The organism is Isoptericola sp. S6320L, from assembly GCF_023015685.1.
Classification (GTDB): domain Bacteria; phylum Actinomycetota; class Actinomycetes; order Actinomycetales; family Cellulomonadaceae; genus Isoptericola; species Isoptericola halotolerans_A.
The window spans coordinates 20,838-35,378 of the sequence record NZ_JALKAT010000010.1 but is presented as its reverse complement, the minus strand read 5'-3'; the positions used below and the strand labels follow the sequence as shown (position 1 = coordinate 35,378).

Genomic DNA, 14,541 nt, shown 5'->3' with positions numbered 1-14,541 from the left:
GCGCCGTCCGACGTGACAGGCTGTGAGGCAGGTCACGCAGGACGGACGAAGGAGGACCGATGGAGCCGATCGTCGTCGTCGGGGGCGGGCTCGCCGCCGCCCGCGCCACGGAGACGCTGCGCGAACAGGGGTACGACGGCGATCTCGTCGTCCTCACCGGTGAGGCCGTCCCGCCGTACGAGCGCCCGCCGCTCTCCAAGGACTATCTGCGTGGGGAGGCCGGCCAGGACGCCCTGTTCCCCCTCGACGCGGACTGGTACGCCGAGCAGGGCGTCGACCTGCGCACCTCCACGTCGGCCGCCCGGCTCGACGTGGGCAGCAGCAGCGTCGAGGCGGCACCGGGCGGGTCGTTGCGGTACTCGCGCCTGCTGCTGGCCACCGGCTCGCGTGTCCGCCGGCTCCAGGTGCCCGGCACCGACCTCCTCGGGGTGCACCACCTGCGCACGGTCGTCGACGCCGACCGCCTGCAGGACGCGCTGAGCAGCGACGGGCCGGTCGTCGTCGTCGGCGACGGCTGGATCGGGATGGAGGTGGCGGCGTCGGCGCGGCAGCTCGGCCGCGAGGTGACCGTGGTCGGCAGGTCGCCGCACCCGCTGCACGGCCTCGGCGCCCGGGTGGGCGAGATCTTCGCGGGACTCCACGAGGAGAACGGCGTCCGGCTGCTGCGCGAGACGTCGGTGGCCGCCCTGACCGGCTCCGGCAGCGTCTCCGGCGTGCAGCTCGACGACGGCACCACGCTCGAGGCGGGCACCGTCGTCGTCGGCGTCGGCGTCACCCCGCAGTGCGACCTGGCCGGAGCGGCCGGCATCGAGCTGCGGGCGGCGGCCGACGGCGGCGGGATCGCCGTCGACGGCGGCCTCCGGACCTCCGCGCCCGGCGTCTGGGCGGCAGGCGACATCGCTTCCGTCCCGTCGCCGCGCTACGGCCGACCGCTGCGGGTCGAGCACTGGGCGTTCGCCGACGAGACGGGCAAGCACGCCGCCCGCTCCATGCTCGGCTCCGGCGGCGACTACGACGTGCTGCCGTACTTCTTCAGCGACCAGTTCGACCTCGGCATGGAGGTCAAGGGCGTCACCAGCGGCGAGGTGGTGCTCAGCGGGTCGCCGGAGGACCGTGAGTGCGTCGCGTTCTGGGTGGACGGCGGCCGTGTCCAGGCGGGGATGGGCATCAACGTCTGGGACCGCATGGACGACGTCGAGAAACTCATCCGCGCCGAGGGACCCGTCGACCGCGCCACGCTGGAGTCGTTCGTCTGAGCCGCGCCGGGCGGCGGCTCGTCCCGAGCCGCCGCCCGGTCACCCGAAGGTGAACGTGTACACCGACACCCCGGCGGGCACCTCCAGCTCGACGGTGCCGTCCGTCGGGCCGTCGCCCCGCAGCACGTCGTACAGCGTGGGGTTGCCGCCGACGGCGATCTCCTCCTCGGAGCGGACCGTCCCGTCCGGAGCGGTCACCCGCGCCGTGACGGTGCCCTCGCCGCCGAGCACCGCGAACACGTCCGTCGCCTGGTAGGCGAGGACCAGCCGGGCGTCGTCGGACACCGCCGTGGCGCCCTGGAAGTCGACGTCCCACGTGCCCGCCAGCGAGAACGTGTCCGGCTGCTGCTCGGCCGCCGGCTCGAACGTCTCCTCGCCGCTGCCGTACGCCGTCGGGCCCGCGTAGTTGAAGACCTTGTTGAGCGCGAGGTACGTCTCCGGCGTGGTCTCCGCGTCCGGCGTCGTGTCGACGACGTCCGACGGCGGCGGCAGCTCGACGCCCGGGTCGGCCGCGACGAGCAGGTCGCGGATGTGCTGCTCGGTCACGGCGTAGTCGCCCTCGCCGAACTTCAGGTAGCGCACCGTGCCGTCGGCGTCGATGAGGTACTCGGCCGGCCAGTAGCGGTTCCGGTACGTGGTCCACGTCGAGTAGGAGTTGTCCTGCGCGATCGGGTACTCCACGCCCAGGTCCTCCGCGCCCGCGATCACGTTGCGCGTCTCGCGCTCGAACGCGAACTCCGGGGTGTGCACCCCGATCACCTCCAGCCCGGCGTCCTGGTACTTGTCGTACCAGGCGTTGACGTGCGGGATGGCGCGCTGGCAGTTGATGCACGAGTACGTCCAGAAGTCGATGAGCACCACCTGGCCGCGCAGGTCCTCCAGCGCCACCGGCTCGTTCTCCGGCGTGTTGAGCCACTGCGTGATGCCCGTCAGCGGCGGCGCGGTCCCGCAGTCCGCCAGCTCGGTCGACCCGCTGGTGCAGTTCGACAGCTCCCGGTTGGCGTCGGTGACGATGCCGCCCAGCTCGAGCGCCTCCTGGACGGACTCGTTGGCGTCGACCTGCTCCTGCAGCGCCCCGGTGTAGTCCGGCAGCGCGCGCTGGATCTGAGCGGGCACGTCGAACGCGAGCGCCACGGCCAGCACGATCATCACGACACCGCCGGTCACGCGGATCCCGCGCTGGTGGCGCTGGAACCCGCGCACCCGCTCGGCCACCCGGCGGCCCGCCAGCGCGAAGACCAGCAGCGGGATCGCGGCGCCGACGGCGAAGCTCACCGTGAGCGCGACCGTGCCCGGCCCGATGTTGCCCGTCGCCCCCGCGACGGTGATCGCGGCCAGCACCGGCCCCGCGCACGGCACGTACAGCACACCCAGCCCGAGGCCCAGGAGGAACGCACCGCGGTCCTGGCGCGCGGCACCCTTCCGGGAGCCGAACGCGGCGATGCGCTGGAACGGGCGCTCCAGCACCTCCTCGATCCGCGGCACGATCATGCCGACGCCGATCGCCGCCAGGAGCGCGATCCCCAGCCAGCGCAGCAGGTCCTGCGGCAGTCCCAGGGCCGTCAGCAGCACCGAGCCGAGCAGCGTGAACACCGTGAAGCTCAGCACCAGCCCGGCGATCACCAGGTAGGGGCGCCACGACCGGCCCGCACCGCTCGCGGACCGGCTCGGGCGCCGGCCGTCGCGGCCCGACGCCGGCTCGTCCGGGGAGAGGGGCAGCGTCAGCGTGCCGCCGCGGCCCGTCGGCGGGCCGCTCGTGACCTGCCCCGACCGGCCGACCCGCACCGCCGACGGCGCTCCGGCGAACAGCGCGGGGCTGACGCCGCCGCCCTCGCCGGCCGCAGCGTCCGGGCCCCCGTCCGGTGCGCCGTCGTCGGCCGCGATACGTCCCCCGGCGGCCTCCGTACGCTGCCGGGCCCCCTCGACGCCGCCCGCGAAGAAGATCACCGGCAGCATCGGCAGGATGCACGGCGAGATGCCGGTGATGAGGCCGCCGAGCAGGCCGATGATGATCAAGGTCTCCATGCCGCAGGTTCGGAACCGTGGGCCGCACGGATGGGTGGGCGCGCGCCGGGCGCGCCCACCTCGTCACCCGCGGACGGTGGTGACGACCTGCGTCAGGGACGGCCGTCGCGGCGTGGAGCCGAACCCGAACCGCACCGGGGGGTCCACGTCCGCGAGCGCCCCGAGGTCGCGGCCCTCCCAGCTCGCGCGGACCGCCGTGAGGCTCCGGACGTCCGTCGCGCCGTAGGTCTCGCTCCGCCCGTTCCCGGCGCTGCCGCGCGTGCGCACGCCGTGGAGCAGGAGGCGCGCGACCGGGTCGGTCAGCAGCGCGAACGTCGGCGCGGCGGCGAGCCGGCCGGGCACCAGCCGCAGCACCCGGCCCAGCGCGGTGCGGCGTCCGACGGCGGCACGCAGCCGGAGCGGGCCGGCCGCGGCCTCGAGGTGGCCACCGGCGCCGCGGCCGATGTCCGCCCGCACGGACACCGACGTCTCGACGACCTCGTCGAACCGGTACGTGGTGGCCACGAAGTCCGCGACGTGCGGCGGCGCGACGAGCACCCGGTGCCCGGCGGCGTCCTCGACCATCGCGTCCGCGAACGCACCGAACGGCGACTCCCACCAGTGCCCCAGCACCACGCGCGTGCCGGACGTCGTGCCGCACCCGAGGATCTGCCCGCGGAACCGCTGCTCGTCACCCATCCCCCGAGTCTGCAAGGGCGGGGGCGCGAACGCCCGTCTCCGGCCCCGAAAAATTCTTCCTTATCCACCCATCCGCCCCTGCCAGGGCTCCGAACCCCCGGTGAAGCGCCCCGGAAAGAGGTCGGGGCGACGAGGCAAGGAGAGATCGATGAACAACGTTCGTACCCGCACCGCCGCCGCCGGCTTCGCGACCCTGGCACTGCTGGCCCTCGGCGCCTGCTCCTCCGACGACTCCGACATGTCGGGCTCCGAGGAGACCATGACCGAGGAGTCGCCCATGGCGGAGGAGTCCCCCATGGAGGAGGACATGGAGTCCGAGGACACGGAGTCGGACATGGCCATGGATCCCGCCGCGAACCTCGTGGGCCCGGGCTGCGAGGCCTACGCCGAGGAGGTGCCCGACGGCGCCGGCTCGATCACCGGCATGTCCACCGACCCGGTCGCCGTGGCCGCGTCCAACAACCCGATGCTCACCACCCTCACCTCCGCCGTGAGCGGCGAGCTCAACCCCGACGTGAACCTCGTGGACACCCTCAACGGTGACGAGTTCACCGTGTTCGCCCCCGTCGACGACGCGTTCGCCGCGGTCGACGCCGAGACCATCGACACGCTGTCCACCGACGCCGACCTGCTCACCTCGGTGCTCACCTACCACGTGGTGCCCGGCCAGATCCTGCCCGAGGACATCGCCGGCGAGCACGAGACCGTCCAGGGCGAGACCGTCGAGGTCACCGGCGAGGGCGACGAGCTCATGGTGAACGACGCGAACGTCGTCTGCGGCGGCGTCATGACGCAGAACGCCACCGTCTACCTCGTCGACTCGGTGCTCATGCCGTCCATGTGACCGGCACCCCACGGTCCGGTTCCCGGGCACGCAGGGGGTGACCGGGAGCCTTCGGGGCCGGGCCGTCTCGTCGTCGGACGAGGCGGCCCGGTCTTCTGTGTGCCCGGCGTCCCGGACGCGGGCCGGCCAGGTCCGGCTACCGCTCCGGCGCAGCGTGCTCGATCACGGCGCCCTCGGGCAGCTCGAGCGCCTCGAGCGCCGGGTCGTCCACGAGGGCGTCCACGAGCGCCCGGGAGCCGCCCACCAGGGTCCACGCGTCGTCGACGTCGTTCGTGGCGACCCACGCGCGGTCCTCCGGCCAGAAGACCGCGGGAGTCCGGGGGTCCTGCTGCCGGCGGTCCAGGTCGTCGAGCCACGGAGCGTCCTCGATCCATCCCGGGCCGGTGAACCGCTCGATCCCGGCCGTGAAGAGGATGTGGCTGCGGTAGGGCAGCTCGAGACGCGGGCCGGCCGCGGCGTCGGCGGCGAGGATGCCGGTGCCGGGGGCCGGGGCGTCCGGGTCCGGTGGTGCGAGCCCGAACTCGACGTGCCCGCGGAACCGGCGCCGGTGCCGGAGCTCGACGGCGACCCGCCGCGCCGCCCGGATCAGCTTCCACGCCGGCACCACGAGCCACCGCAGCCACCAGACGGGGGTCCAGGCCACGAACGAGGCCCGCCCCGCCGAGGACACCAGCCCCCCGATCCCCTCCCAGACGCCCACGACGCCGCGGTCCGGCGTGGAGGTGTGCCGCGCCAGGTGCCCGGCGAGGACGGCGAGCAGGTCGGCGGGCACGAGGCCCTCCATCGGCGCCTCGAGCGCCTCGCCCTGCGGCGTCACGACGTCCTCGTTGCCGGACCACGGGCGCCGGCACAGCCGGTCCAGGTCCGCCGTCGGGCTCATGCTCGTGCCGAACGCCGCCGCGACCTGCGACCACCGGACGACCGCGCCGTCGTCCTCGCGTCGCAGCGGGTGGAGCACCCTGGCGTAGGCCTGGAAGCCGCGCGGGACAAAGGTATGGATGGTCCACCGGCCATCACCCTCGGGGTCCAGGCCGGCACGCACCCAGTCACCGCACGCCGGGTCGGGGATCCAGGGCACCGACGTCATCGAGCGATGATGGCACGCCGCCCGGCGGGACTGCTCAGCCCTCGGCGAGGACCACGATCGGGTCGGTGGTCGGCTGCTCCGAGCCGCCCTCGGGCTCCACGGAGACCGCCAGGCCCACGCCGGAGACGTCGCTGACCAGCTGCTCCACCTCGCCGTCCTGCGGCTCGAGGAGCCCGGCCGACGTCACGCCGCCCTCGGCACCGACCAGCCAGAGCTGGTAGACCGAGTCGTCGCCGACGTCGGGCAGGTCGCCCGCGCTGAAGAGGAAGTCGTCGCCCGCCGCGAGCACCGTGGCGTAGCCGCCACCGGTGACGTCGCTGCGCAGCAGGGTCGCCGACGGGTCGGCCATCATCTCGGCGACCGTGTCGACCTGCTCCTGCAGGCGGTTCTGCTCCACCGTCGCCTGGATCGCGACGGTCGTGGGCACGGCGACGGCGACCACGGCGGCCGCCGCGACGGCCAGCACACCCCACCGGCGGCGACGCGAGGCGAGCTCGACGACCTCCGCCTCGCCCGCCGTGCCGCCGTCGTCCGCGGCGGGGGTGGCGCCGTCGGCGGCCGAGGCCGAGATGCGTTCCATGACGGTGGCGCGCAGGTGCGCCGGCGGTTCGTGCTCGACGGCGAAGGCCGCGACGACCTCGCGGTACTCGTCGAGCGCACGGCGGGCCTCGGCGTCGTCCGCGAGGAGGCGCTCGACCGCACGGCGCTCGAGGTCGTCGACCGCGTCGAGGGCGTAGGCGGGCAGCAGGTCCCAGGAGTCACGCGTGCTGTCAGCCACGGGCCACCCCCAGGCAGTCGCGCAGGCGGCCGAGGCCGTCGCGGATCCGGGACTTCACGGTGGGCAGGGCCGCGCCGAGCCGCTCGGCGACCTCGCGGTAGGTCCGGCCGCCGTAGTAGGCGTCGACGACGGCCTCGCGCTGGGTGGCCGTCAGGGAGTCGAGGCAGCGGCGCACGGCCGCCCCCTCGAGCCGGCGCTCCACGTCCTCGGCGACGACGTCGTAGCTGCTCCCGCCGATGGCGCTGTCGACGTCCCGCTGGTCGCGGTCACGGCGCGCCTGCTCGGCGCGGACCCGGTCCACCGCTCGACGCCGGGCCAGGGTGGCGACCCAGGTGCGCGCCGAGGCGCGCGACGGGTCGAAGCGTTCTGCTGTCTGCCACACCTCGACCATCACCTCCTGGGTCACCTCGGCGGCGTGGTCCGGGTCGCGGAGCACGCCGAGCGACGTGCCGTAGGCCACCGGGGCCAGGGCGTCGTAGACGGGCCCGAACGCCGCCGGGTCACCGTCGACGCACGCCACGAGGGCTTCGTCGACAGGAGTCGGCAGGGAAGGCGGCACCGTCACAGTGTGCCGTACCCGAGCCGTCCGGTCGATCTGCACCCGTCCCGCGTCGCTCGCCCCGGACCTTCCGGGACGTCATGGGTTCGGTGCCGACGGCCCGGCGGATGGGTCGTCGCGGCATGGCGCCCGTCACGGGGCCTCCCTCGGGTCTTCCGCGAGCGGCCGACGACGGTGCGCACCGCCGTCAGACGTCGCGGCGCGAGCGCACCGCAGCGGCCAGGACCTCCAGGAGCTCCGCCGTCGTGCCCCAGTCCATGCACTTGTCCGTGACGGACCGGCCGTACACGAGCGAGTCCAGCGGGCCCGGCTTCTGCGCGCCGGCCTCGATGAAGCTCTCCAGCATCAGGCCGCTGATGCCCTGCTCGCCCTCGGCCAGCCGCGCGGCGATCTCGCGCACCACCTCGGCCTGCCGGACGTGATCCTTGCCCGAGTTGCCGTGGGAGGCGTCGACGATCACACCGTGCTCGACGGCTCCACCGAGGCCGGAGGTGCGGGCCACGCCCAGCGCCGCCGCGACGTCGTCCGCCCCGTAGTTGGGGCCGCCGCGCCCGCCGCGCAGGATGACGTGGCAGTCCGGGTTGCCGGCCGTCTCGACGGCGGCCGCGCGCCCCTCGGCGTCCGCACCGAAGAAGGTGTGCTCGTTCGCGGCCGTGATGCAGCCGTCCACCGCGATCTGCACGTCCCCGTCGGTCGCGTTCTTGAACCCGACCGGCATCGACAGGCCCGACGCGAGCTGGCGGTGCACCTGCGACTCGGCGTTGCGCGCCCCGATCGCGCCCCACGTGACGGCGTCCGCGATGTACTGCGGGGAGGTCGGTTCGAGGAACTCGCACGCGGCCGGAACCCCGGCGTCCAGGACGCCGAGCAGCACCTCGCGGGCGAGCCGCAGGCCGTGGTGCACGTCGTGCGTGCCGTCCAGGTGCGGGTCGTTGATGAGGCCCTTCCAGCCGACCGTGGTGCGCGGCTTCTCGAAGTAGACGCGCATCACGACGACGAGCTCCTCCGACAGCTCGCGCGCGAGCGGTGCGAGGCGCCGCGCGTAGTCCAGGGCGGCCGCCGGGTCGTGCACCGAGCACGGCCCCACGATGACCACGAGCCGGTCGTCCTCGCCCCGGAGCACGTCCCGCACCTCACGGCGCGACGTCGTCACAAGGTCGCTGCGCGCGGTCCCCAGCGGCAGGTTCGCCCGCATGGTCCGCGGGGCGGGCAGGGGATCCAGCGCGCGGACGCGCAGGTCAGAGGTCTCGGCCATCAGGTCAGTATCGCGCGGGCGGGCCGTGGCGTGCGCGTCGGGCGTGGTCGTGGGGCTCATCGGGGGCTCCTGGTCGTGGCGGTGGCGGGCGGGATCGGCGGTCCGGCGGCGTCGCGGCGGTCCGATCCCGACCGGAGGCCCCGACGACAAAGGGCCCGGACGCGCGTCGCGTCCCAGGCCCTGTGCTGGCTCCGGTGGAAGGTGTCGGTCAGGCGCGAGCCCGCCGAGCTCCCAGCGGAGCCGGCGTAAAGCGCCAATACCAACGGATGTCCACGGCGACGAGAGTACGCCCGGCCGCGCCCGACCGTCCAGCGGTGTCCACGATCCGGTCCCGGGTACGGTCGCCCCATGCCGATCCCCGAGTTCGTCGCCGCCCTCCGCGCCCAGGTCGGGACCGCACCGCTGTGGCTTCCCGGCGTGACCGCCGTCGTGCACGACGACGCCGGGCGCCTCCTGCTGGGACAGCGCGCGGACAACGGGCTGTGGGCCCTGGTCAGCGGGATCCTGGAGCCCGGCGAGGAGCCGGCGCGGGGGCTCGTCCGCGAGGTGCTCGAGGAGACCGGCGTCGAGGTGGAGGTCGAGGCCCTGGCCGCGGTGTCCACCACGCCGGAGGTGGTCTACCCGAACGGCGACCGCAGCGCGTACCTCGACCTGTGCTTCCTGGCGCGGCCCGTCTCGGCCGCGTCCGCGGCCGCCGCGCACGTCGCCGACGACGAGTCGGTCGCGGTGGCGTGGTTCGACCCGGGCTCGCTGCCCGAGGATCTCGCCCCCTCCACGCGCCGGCGGCTGGGGTCTGCGGAGCGGTACCGGGCGGACCCTGCCGCGGGCACGGTCTTCGTCCGCTGACGGAGGTCACGAATCGGGCACGAGCCGGACCACCGGGCCTCCCGTTGTCGCGCACGTCACAAACTTCTGGTTTTGTGTTGCCCGCCACAACTGCCGACCAGGCAGCGGTGGCCCGTCCGGTCGAAACACGGCCGGACGCTCCACACACCGGAGGAACAGTGAAACTACGCATGACCGGCGCGTTCGGCGCCGCCGCTGCTCTCGCGGCCGCCGCCGTCGTCGCCCCGACCGCCTCGGCGGCCCCCGCGATCGACGTCCCGACGCCCGACGGCGCGACCGTCAAGGAGGACGACCGCCCCGACTCGCTCGCGACGAAGCGACGTGAGCTGAAGCAGAAGGCCGTCGAGCTCGTGGCCACCGGCCAGGCCGAGGTCGAGACCCGCGCCAAGGGCAGCAGCAGCTCCCGGGTCGTCGAGGTCGCGCCCGGCCAGTGGGTCGAGTACGAGACCGAGGAGGAGGCACAGCTGCTGACCTTCCTCGTCGAGTTCGGCGACCAGACCGACGACCGCTTCCCCGACGCACCCGCCGGGCCCGTCCACAACGCGATCCCCGAGCCCACCACGCAGGACAACTCGACGTACTGGACGTCCGACTTCTCGCGCGAGCACTTCCTCGACATGTTCTTCGAGGGCCTGGACGACCAGGGCGGCGAGTCGTTCCACGGCGTCTACGACGAGATGAGCTCGGGCCGCTTCGACCTGCAGGGCGACGTCTCCGACTGGGTCACCGTGCCCTACCACCAGGCGTCCTACGGGCAGACCGAGTCGAACGTCGACATGACGCGGTTCATCCAGGACTCGGCCGACGCCTGGTACGCCGATCAGGTCGCCCAGGGCAAGTCCCCCGAGGAGATCACCGAGTACCTCGAGTCCTTCGACGTCTGGGACCGGTACGACCTCGACGGTGACGGCGTCTACGACGAGGCCGACGGCTACATCGACCACTTCCAGGCGATCCACGCGGGCCCGGGCGAAGAGGCCGGCGCCCCCGAGTCGGCCATCTGGTCCCACCGCTGGTCCGTCAACCCGAACGGGTGGCAGGACGGCGACGGCCCGGCCGACTACGAGCCCGCCGGCGGCGTGCGGATCGGCGACTCGGACGTCTGGATCCGTGACTACACGACCGAGCCGGAGAACGGTGGCCTCGGCGTGTTCGCGCACGAGTTCGGCCACGACCTCGGGCTGCCCGACTACTACGACACCGCGGGCGGCGAGAACGGCACCGGCTTCTGGAACCTCATGAGCTCCGGCTCGTGGCTGGGCCACGGTGACGGCACCATCGGCACCACGCCCAACCACATGGGCGCCCACGAGAAGATGTTCCTCGGCTGGCTCGACTACACCTCCGTCGACGCCGGCGAGTCCGCCACGGTGGACCTCGGCCTGTCGTTCCACGCGACGAAGAAGTCCCAGGCCGTCGTCGTCAACCTCCCCGAGGGCGAGGAGAAGATCGACGTCCTGCCGCCGTTCGACGGCAAGTACCTGTACTCGGGCACCGGCGACGACCGCACGGCGAGCGCCGCCTCGCCATCGTTCACCGTCCCGGCCGACGGGCAGCTCACCGCGAAGGTGAACTACCAGATCGAGGCCGACTGGGACTACGCCTACGCCGAGATCTCGACCGACGGCGGCGCCACCTTCACCCCGCTCGCCACGAACCTGTCGACGGACACGGACCCGAACAACCAGAACCTCGGGCACGGCATCACCGGCACGACGGACGGCGCCTGGGTCGGCCTGACCGCCGACGTCTCCGCCTACGCGGGCGAGACCGCGCAGGTGCGCTTCCGCCACGTGAACGACGCCGCGTACCACGAGACGGGGCTCGCGGTGGACGACGTCGCGGTGGGCTCCGCGCTCACGGCCTCGTTCGAGGACGACGCGGCCGCGTGGACGCTCGACGGCTACACGGTCGTCACCGACGGCAGCTACACGCAGACGTACTCGCACTACTACGTGGCGGAGAACCGGCAGTACGCCGGGTACGACGCGACGCTCGCGACGGGGCCGTACAACTTCGGCTGGCAGCTGACCGCACCGGACACCGTGGAGCACTACGCCTACCAGGACGGCCTGCTGGTCTGGTACGTGAACAGCCTCTACGGCGACAACAACACGTCGCAGCACCCCGGCGGCGGCCAGGCGCTCCCGGTCGACGCGAACGCCGCGGCGCTGACGTGGTCGGACGGCACCGTGGCCCGCAACCGCATCCAGTCGTACGACGCGACGTTCAGCACGCAGGCGGCCGCACCGCTGTCCCTGCACCGTGAGACCGAGGGCGGCATGACCACCCTGGTCACCGACGGCGCGCCGGCCAACCCGGTGTTCGACGACACCGACCCGTTCGCCTACTACGACGACGCGAACCCCGGCGGTTCGGTCGTCGTCGGCGGTACGGGGACGACCATCGAGGTCAAGAAGGTCAGCAAGCGCGGCGTGATGACGGTGCTCGTCAACTGACGCCTGCACCGTCCGGCCACCGTCGGGCCCGGTCCCGGGAAGAGTCCCGGCGCCGGGCCCGACGGCGTACCGGGGGCCCGCCGTCGGGCGGCGTCAGCGTCGGTAGAGGTCGACGAAGTTGCGCAGGATCCGCATCGGCTCGGTGACCGAGCGTGCGGCCGCCCGGTTGACGACGTCGTCGGCCTCGGACGCCGCGAAGTACCCGTAGTGCCGGTAGACCTCCACGCGCTGGGTGAGTCCGGCGAGGTCGAGCTCCGGGTGGAACTGCGTGGCGTAGAGGTTGGACCGCAGGCGGAACATCTGGACGGGGGCGCGCGGCGAGAACGCGAGCCGCACGGCGCCGGGCGGCAGGCTGCGCATGGCCTCCTTGTGCCCGACGAAGGCGGTGAACGCCGGCGGCAGCCCCGCCAGCAGCGGGTCGGTCAGGCCCTCCTGGGTCAGCTCGACGGTCGTCAGGCCGACGGCCTCGCCGTAGAGCCGGTCCACCACTCCCCCGGCGTACTGGCCGAGCGTCCCGACGCCGTAGCAGGCGCCGAGGAACGGGAAGTCCCGGTCCACGACCTCGTCGAGCAGGGTGACGAACTCCCGCTCGACACGGAGCTGCACCGCGGACTTCTCCTCGTCCGGGTCGGACGAGTTGAAGGGGCCACCGCCCACGAGGATGCCCGAGTAGGCGTCGAGGTCGATCGCCGGCATCGGGCGGGACTCCAGCCGGACCCGGTGGAGCTGTTCCGGGGCGAGCCCGGAGTAGCGGCAGATGGCGGCGTACTCGCCGTCGGCGGCGACGTCCTCGGCGCGGGTCGCCAGGAGCAGGAACGGCTTCACTCCGGCAGCGTAGGCCGAACGTGCAGGTTCTGACCGGTATGACGGCGCATTCCGGTCAGGACCTGCACATTCGGCGCGCGCGGGGGCGGGCGGGGCGGGGGGCGGGGCGGTGGTCAGGACCAGCGGAACATCTTGACCGCCAGGGGCAGCAGCACGGCCGTCCACACCGCCATGACGATCATCTGCAGCGTCGGGAACCCGGACTCGAACCAGCCGGTGGTCAGGGCCTGCGCGGCAGCGCCGAGCGGGGTGAACTGGCCGATGTCGCGCAGCAGGTCCGGCATGATCGGGCCCGGCGTCCACAGCCCCGCCAGCAGGAGCATCGGGAAGTAGAGCGACATCGCGATGGCGTTCGCCGACGACGGCCGCGGGGCCACCGCGGCGACCATCATCCCGAGCGCGAACATGGCGGACAGCCCGAGCGCGGTCGCGAGCAGGACCACGCCGAGCTGGGCCGGCACCGGCACCCCGAAGGCGACCTCGGCGACCACCAGCGCCAGCGCGATCCCCACGAGCGTGGTGACCATGTTGATGATCAGGTGGCTCGCCACGATGCCCTGCGGTCGCATCGGCGTGGTGGACAGCCGCCGCAGCACGCCCTTCTCCCGATAGGTGGCGATGGTCACGGGCATCACCGTCAGCGACGCGGTGCCGACGGCCATCGCGAGCACGGTGGGCAGGAAGGTGGCGATCGGGGTCAGCCCGAACCAGACGGAGTCGGGCGGGGCGTCCGTGATCGGTTCGCGCATCCCGGGGATGAAGTAGCCGACGCCCAGCAGGATGATCGTCGGGAACACGATCCCGAAGAACGGCGAGGCGAAGTCACGCATCCAGACCTTCGTCTCGGTGGTCAGCAGCCGCCCGAACCCGTGCCAGCCGGATCCTCGGGGGCGGGCGGTCGGGGCGGTGGTGGTCGTGGTCATGACCGGGCTCCTTCGGCGACGAGAGCGGACTCGGCTTCTTCCTGCGGGGCGTAGGTGCGGCCCGTGACGGCGAGGAAGACGTCCTCGAGCGTGCGGGTGACGGTGCGGACGTCGTCCGGCACCAGATCGGCCTCGGCGAGCGCCGGGACGAGGGCGAACAGCACGCGGGGCGTGCCGGAGACCGCGATCTCCCCGCGCCCCCCGTCCAGCTCCTCGACGCGCGAGACGTCGGGGTGGTCGGCCGCGAGACGGTCGAGCGCCTCGCGGGCGCGCCCGGCGTCGTCGGCACCGAAGCGCACGACGACGGTGCGGTCGTCGTCGAGCCGGTCGATCAGCGCGGCGGGGCTGCCCTCGGCGACGACGCGACCCGCGTCGATGACGACGAGCCGGTCGCACAGGCGCTCGGCCTCGTCCATGAAGTGCGTGACGAGCAGGATCGTCACGCCGGTGGCACGCACCCGTTCGACCAGGTCCCACGTGCTGCGCCGGGCCTGCGGGTCCAGCCCGGTGGTGAGCTCGTCGAGGATCGCGATCCTCGGGTTGCCGACGAGCGCCAGCGCGATCGACAGGCGCTGCTTCTGCCCGCCGGACAGGCGTCCGAACTGCTTGTCGGCGTGCTCGGTCAGGTCGAGCAGCGCCAGGAGCTCGTCGGGGTCGGCGGGCCGGGAGTAGAAGCCGGCGAAGAGCCGCAGGGCCTCGCCCACGGTGATCTTGTCGTGCAGCGCGGCCTCCTGGAGCTGGACCCCGAGGTGCTCGCGCACCTGTTCGGGATGCCGCTGCGGGTCGATGCCGAGCACGCGGACGGTGCCGCCGTCGGCGTGGCGCAGGCCTGCGAGGGTCTCCACGCTGGTCGTCTTGCCGGCGCCGTTGGGGCCGAGGATCCCGAAGATCTCCCCGGGTTGGACGGCGAACGACACGTCGTCGACGGCGACCTTGTCGCCGTAGGTCTTGCGGAGGTTGCGGACCTCCACGATCGGCTGGGCCATCTCTGGCCTCCTTCTGTGAG

At 73.3% G+C, this 14,541-nt stretch carries 13 protein-coding genes; 4 read left to right on the top strand and 9 right to left on the bottom strand.

The features are described 5' to 3' along the window. Window positions 1-59: 59 nt before the first annotated feature. Window positions 60-1,256 carry an NAD(P)/FAD-dependent oxidoreductase gene (locus MWU57_RS07930; RefSeq protein ID WP_246908591.1) on the top strand — a complete coding sequence of 399 codons (1,197 nt, stop codon included), beginning with the start codon at window positions 60-62 and terminating at the stop codon, window positions 1,254-1,256. Window positions 1,257-1,295: 39 nt separating this feature from the next. On the opposite strand, the gene MWU57_RS07925 is transcribed toward MWU57_RS07930, so the two are convergent. Both MWU57_RS07925 and MWU57_RS07920 read right to left on the bottom strand, forming a co-directional pair. Further along, window positions 1,296-3,281, bottom strand: a complete 1,986-nt coding sequence (locus MWU57_RS07925; RefSeq protein WP_246908588.1) for a cytochrome c biogenesis protein DipZ — start codon at window positions 3,279-3,281, stop codon at window positions 1,296-1,298. A gap of 63 nt (window positions 3,282-3,344) precedes the next feature. Further along, complete coding sequence (locus tag MWU57_RS07920) at window positions 3,345-3,959, bottom strand: hypothetical protein (RefSeq protein ID WP_246908586.1); 615 nt, start codon at window positions 3,957-3,959, stop codon at window positions 3,345-3,347. 148 nt (window positions 3,960-4,107) lie between these two features. Here MWU57_RS07920 and MWU57_RS07915 point away from each other — a divergent pair, with 148 nt between their 5' ends. Continuing rightward, a complete protein-coding gene (locus MWU57_RS07915; protein WP_106266260.1) occupies window positions 4,108-4,803 on the top strand; it encodes a fasciclin domain-containing protein in 696 nt (231 codons plus the stop codon). 136 nt (window positions 4,804-4,939) lie between these two features. Here MWU57_RS07915 and MWU57_RS07910 read toward each other — a convergent pair whose 3' ends face one another. From MWU57_RS07910 to MWU57_RS07895, 4 genes are all read right to left on the bottom strand, one after another. Beyond that, complete coding sequence (locus tag MWU57_RS07910; protein WP_246908584.1) at window positions 4,940-5,890, bottom strand: hypothetical protein; 951 nt, start codon at window positions 5,888-5,890, stop codon at window positions 4,940-4,942. 34 nt (window positions 5,891-5,924) lie between these two features. After that, window positions 5,925-6,668 (bottom strand): anti-sigma factor domain-containing protein, encoded by a 744-nt coding sequence (locus MWU57_RS07905; protein ID WP_246908582.1) that lies wholly within the window; start codon window positions 6,666-6,668, stop codon window positions 5,925-5,927. Further along, the gene (gene sigK, locus MWU57_RS07900; protein ID WP_246908580.1) at window positions 6,661-7,227 is read right to left on the bottom strand and encodes an ECF RNA polymerase sigma factor SigK; all 567 of its coding nucleotides are present in this window, start codon (window positions 7,225-7,227) and stop codon (window positions 6,661-6,663) included. The genes MWU57_RS07905 and sigK overlap by 8 nt, the downstream gene beginning before the upstream one ends. 187 nt (window positions 7,228-7,414) lie before the next feature. Continuing rightward, window positions 7,415-8,542: a 3-deoxy-7-phosphoheptulonate synthase gene (locus MWU57_RS07895; protein ID WP_374108536.1), complete on the bottom strand. Its 1,128-nt coding sequence runs from the start codon at window positions 8,540-8,542 to the stop codon at window positions 7,415-7,417. 288 nt (window positions 8,543-8,830) lie between these two features. Here MWU57_RS07895 and MWU57_RS07890 point away from each other — a divergent pair, with 288 nt between their 5' ends. Together MWU57_RS07890 and MWU57_RS07885 are read left to right on the top strand one after the other, a co-directional pair. Continuing rightward, complete coding sequence (locus MWU57_RS07890) at window positions 8,831-9,328, top strand: NUDIX domain-containing protein (RefSeq protein WP_246908578.1); 498 nt, start codon at window positions 8,831-8,833, stop codon at window positions 9,326-9,328. Between the two features lie 170 nt (window positions 9,329-9,498). Beyond that, window positions 9,499-11,787: a M6 family metalloprotease domain-containing protein gene (locus MWU57_RS07885; protein ID WP_246908576.1), complete on the top strand. Its 2,289-nt coding sequence runs from the start codon at window positions 9,499-9,501 to the stop codon at window positions 11,785-11,787. 93 nt (window positions 11,788-11,880) lie between these two features. On the opposite strand, the gene MWU57_RS07880 is transcribed toward MWU57_RS07885, so the two are convergent. The 3 genes from MWU57_RS07880 to MWU57_RS07870 all read right to left on the bottom strand — a co-directional run bounded on the left by MWU57_RS07880 (window position 11,881) and on the right by MWU57_RS07870 (window position 14,521). After that, entirely contained in the window at window positions 11,881-12,612 is a 732-nt protein-coding gene (locus tag MWU57_RS07880; RefSeq protein WP_246908575.1) for a glutamine amidotransferase, read from the bottom strand. A gap of 113 nt (window positions 12,613-12,725) precedes the next feature. Beyond that, complete coding sequence (locus tag MWU57_RS07875; protein WP_106266272.1) at window positions 12,726-13,535, bottom strand: ABC transporter permease; 810 nt, start codon at window positions 13,533-13,535, stop codon at window positions 12,726-12,728. Further along, complete coding sequence (locus tag MWU57_RS07870; protein WP_246908573.1) at window positions 13,532-14,521, bottom strand: ABC transporter ATP-binding protein; 990 nt, start codon at window positions 14,519-14,521, stop codon at window positions 13,532-13,534. The genes MWU57_RS07875 and MWU57_RS07870 overlap by 4 nt, the downstream gene beginning before the upstream one ends. Window positions 14,522-14,541 lie beyond the last annotated feature (20 nt).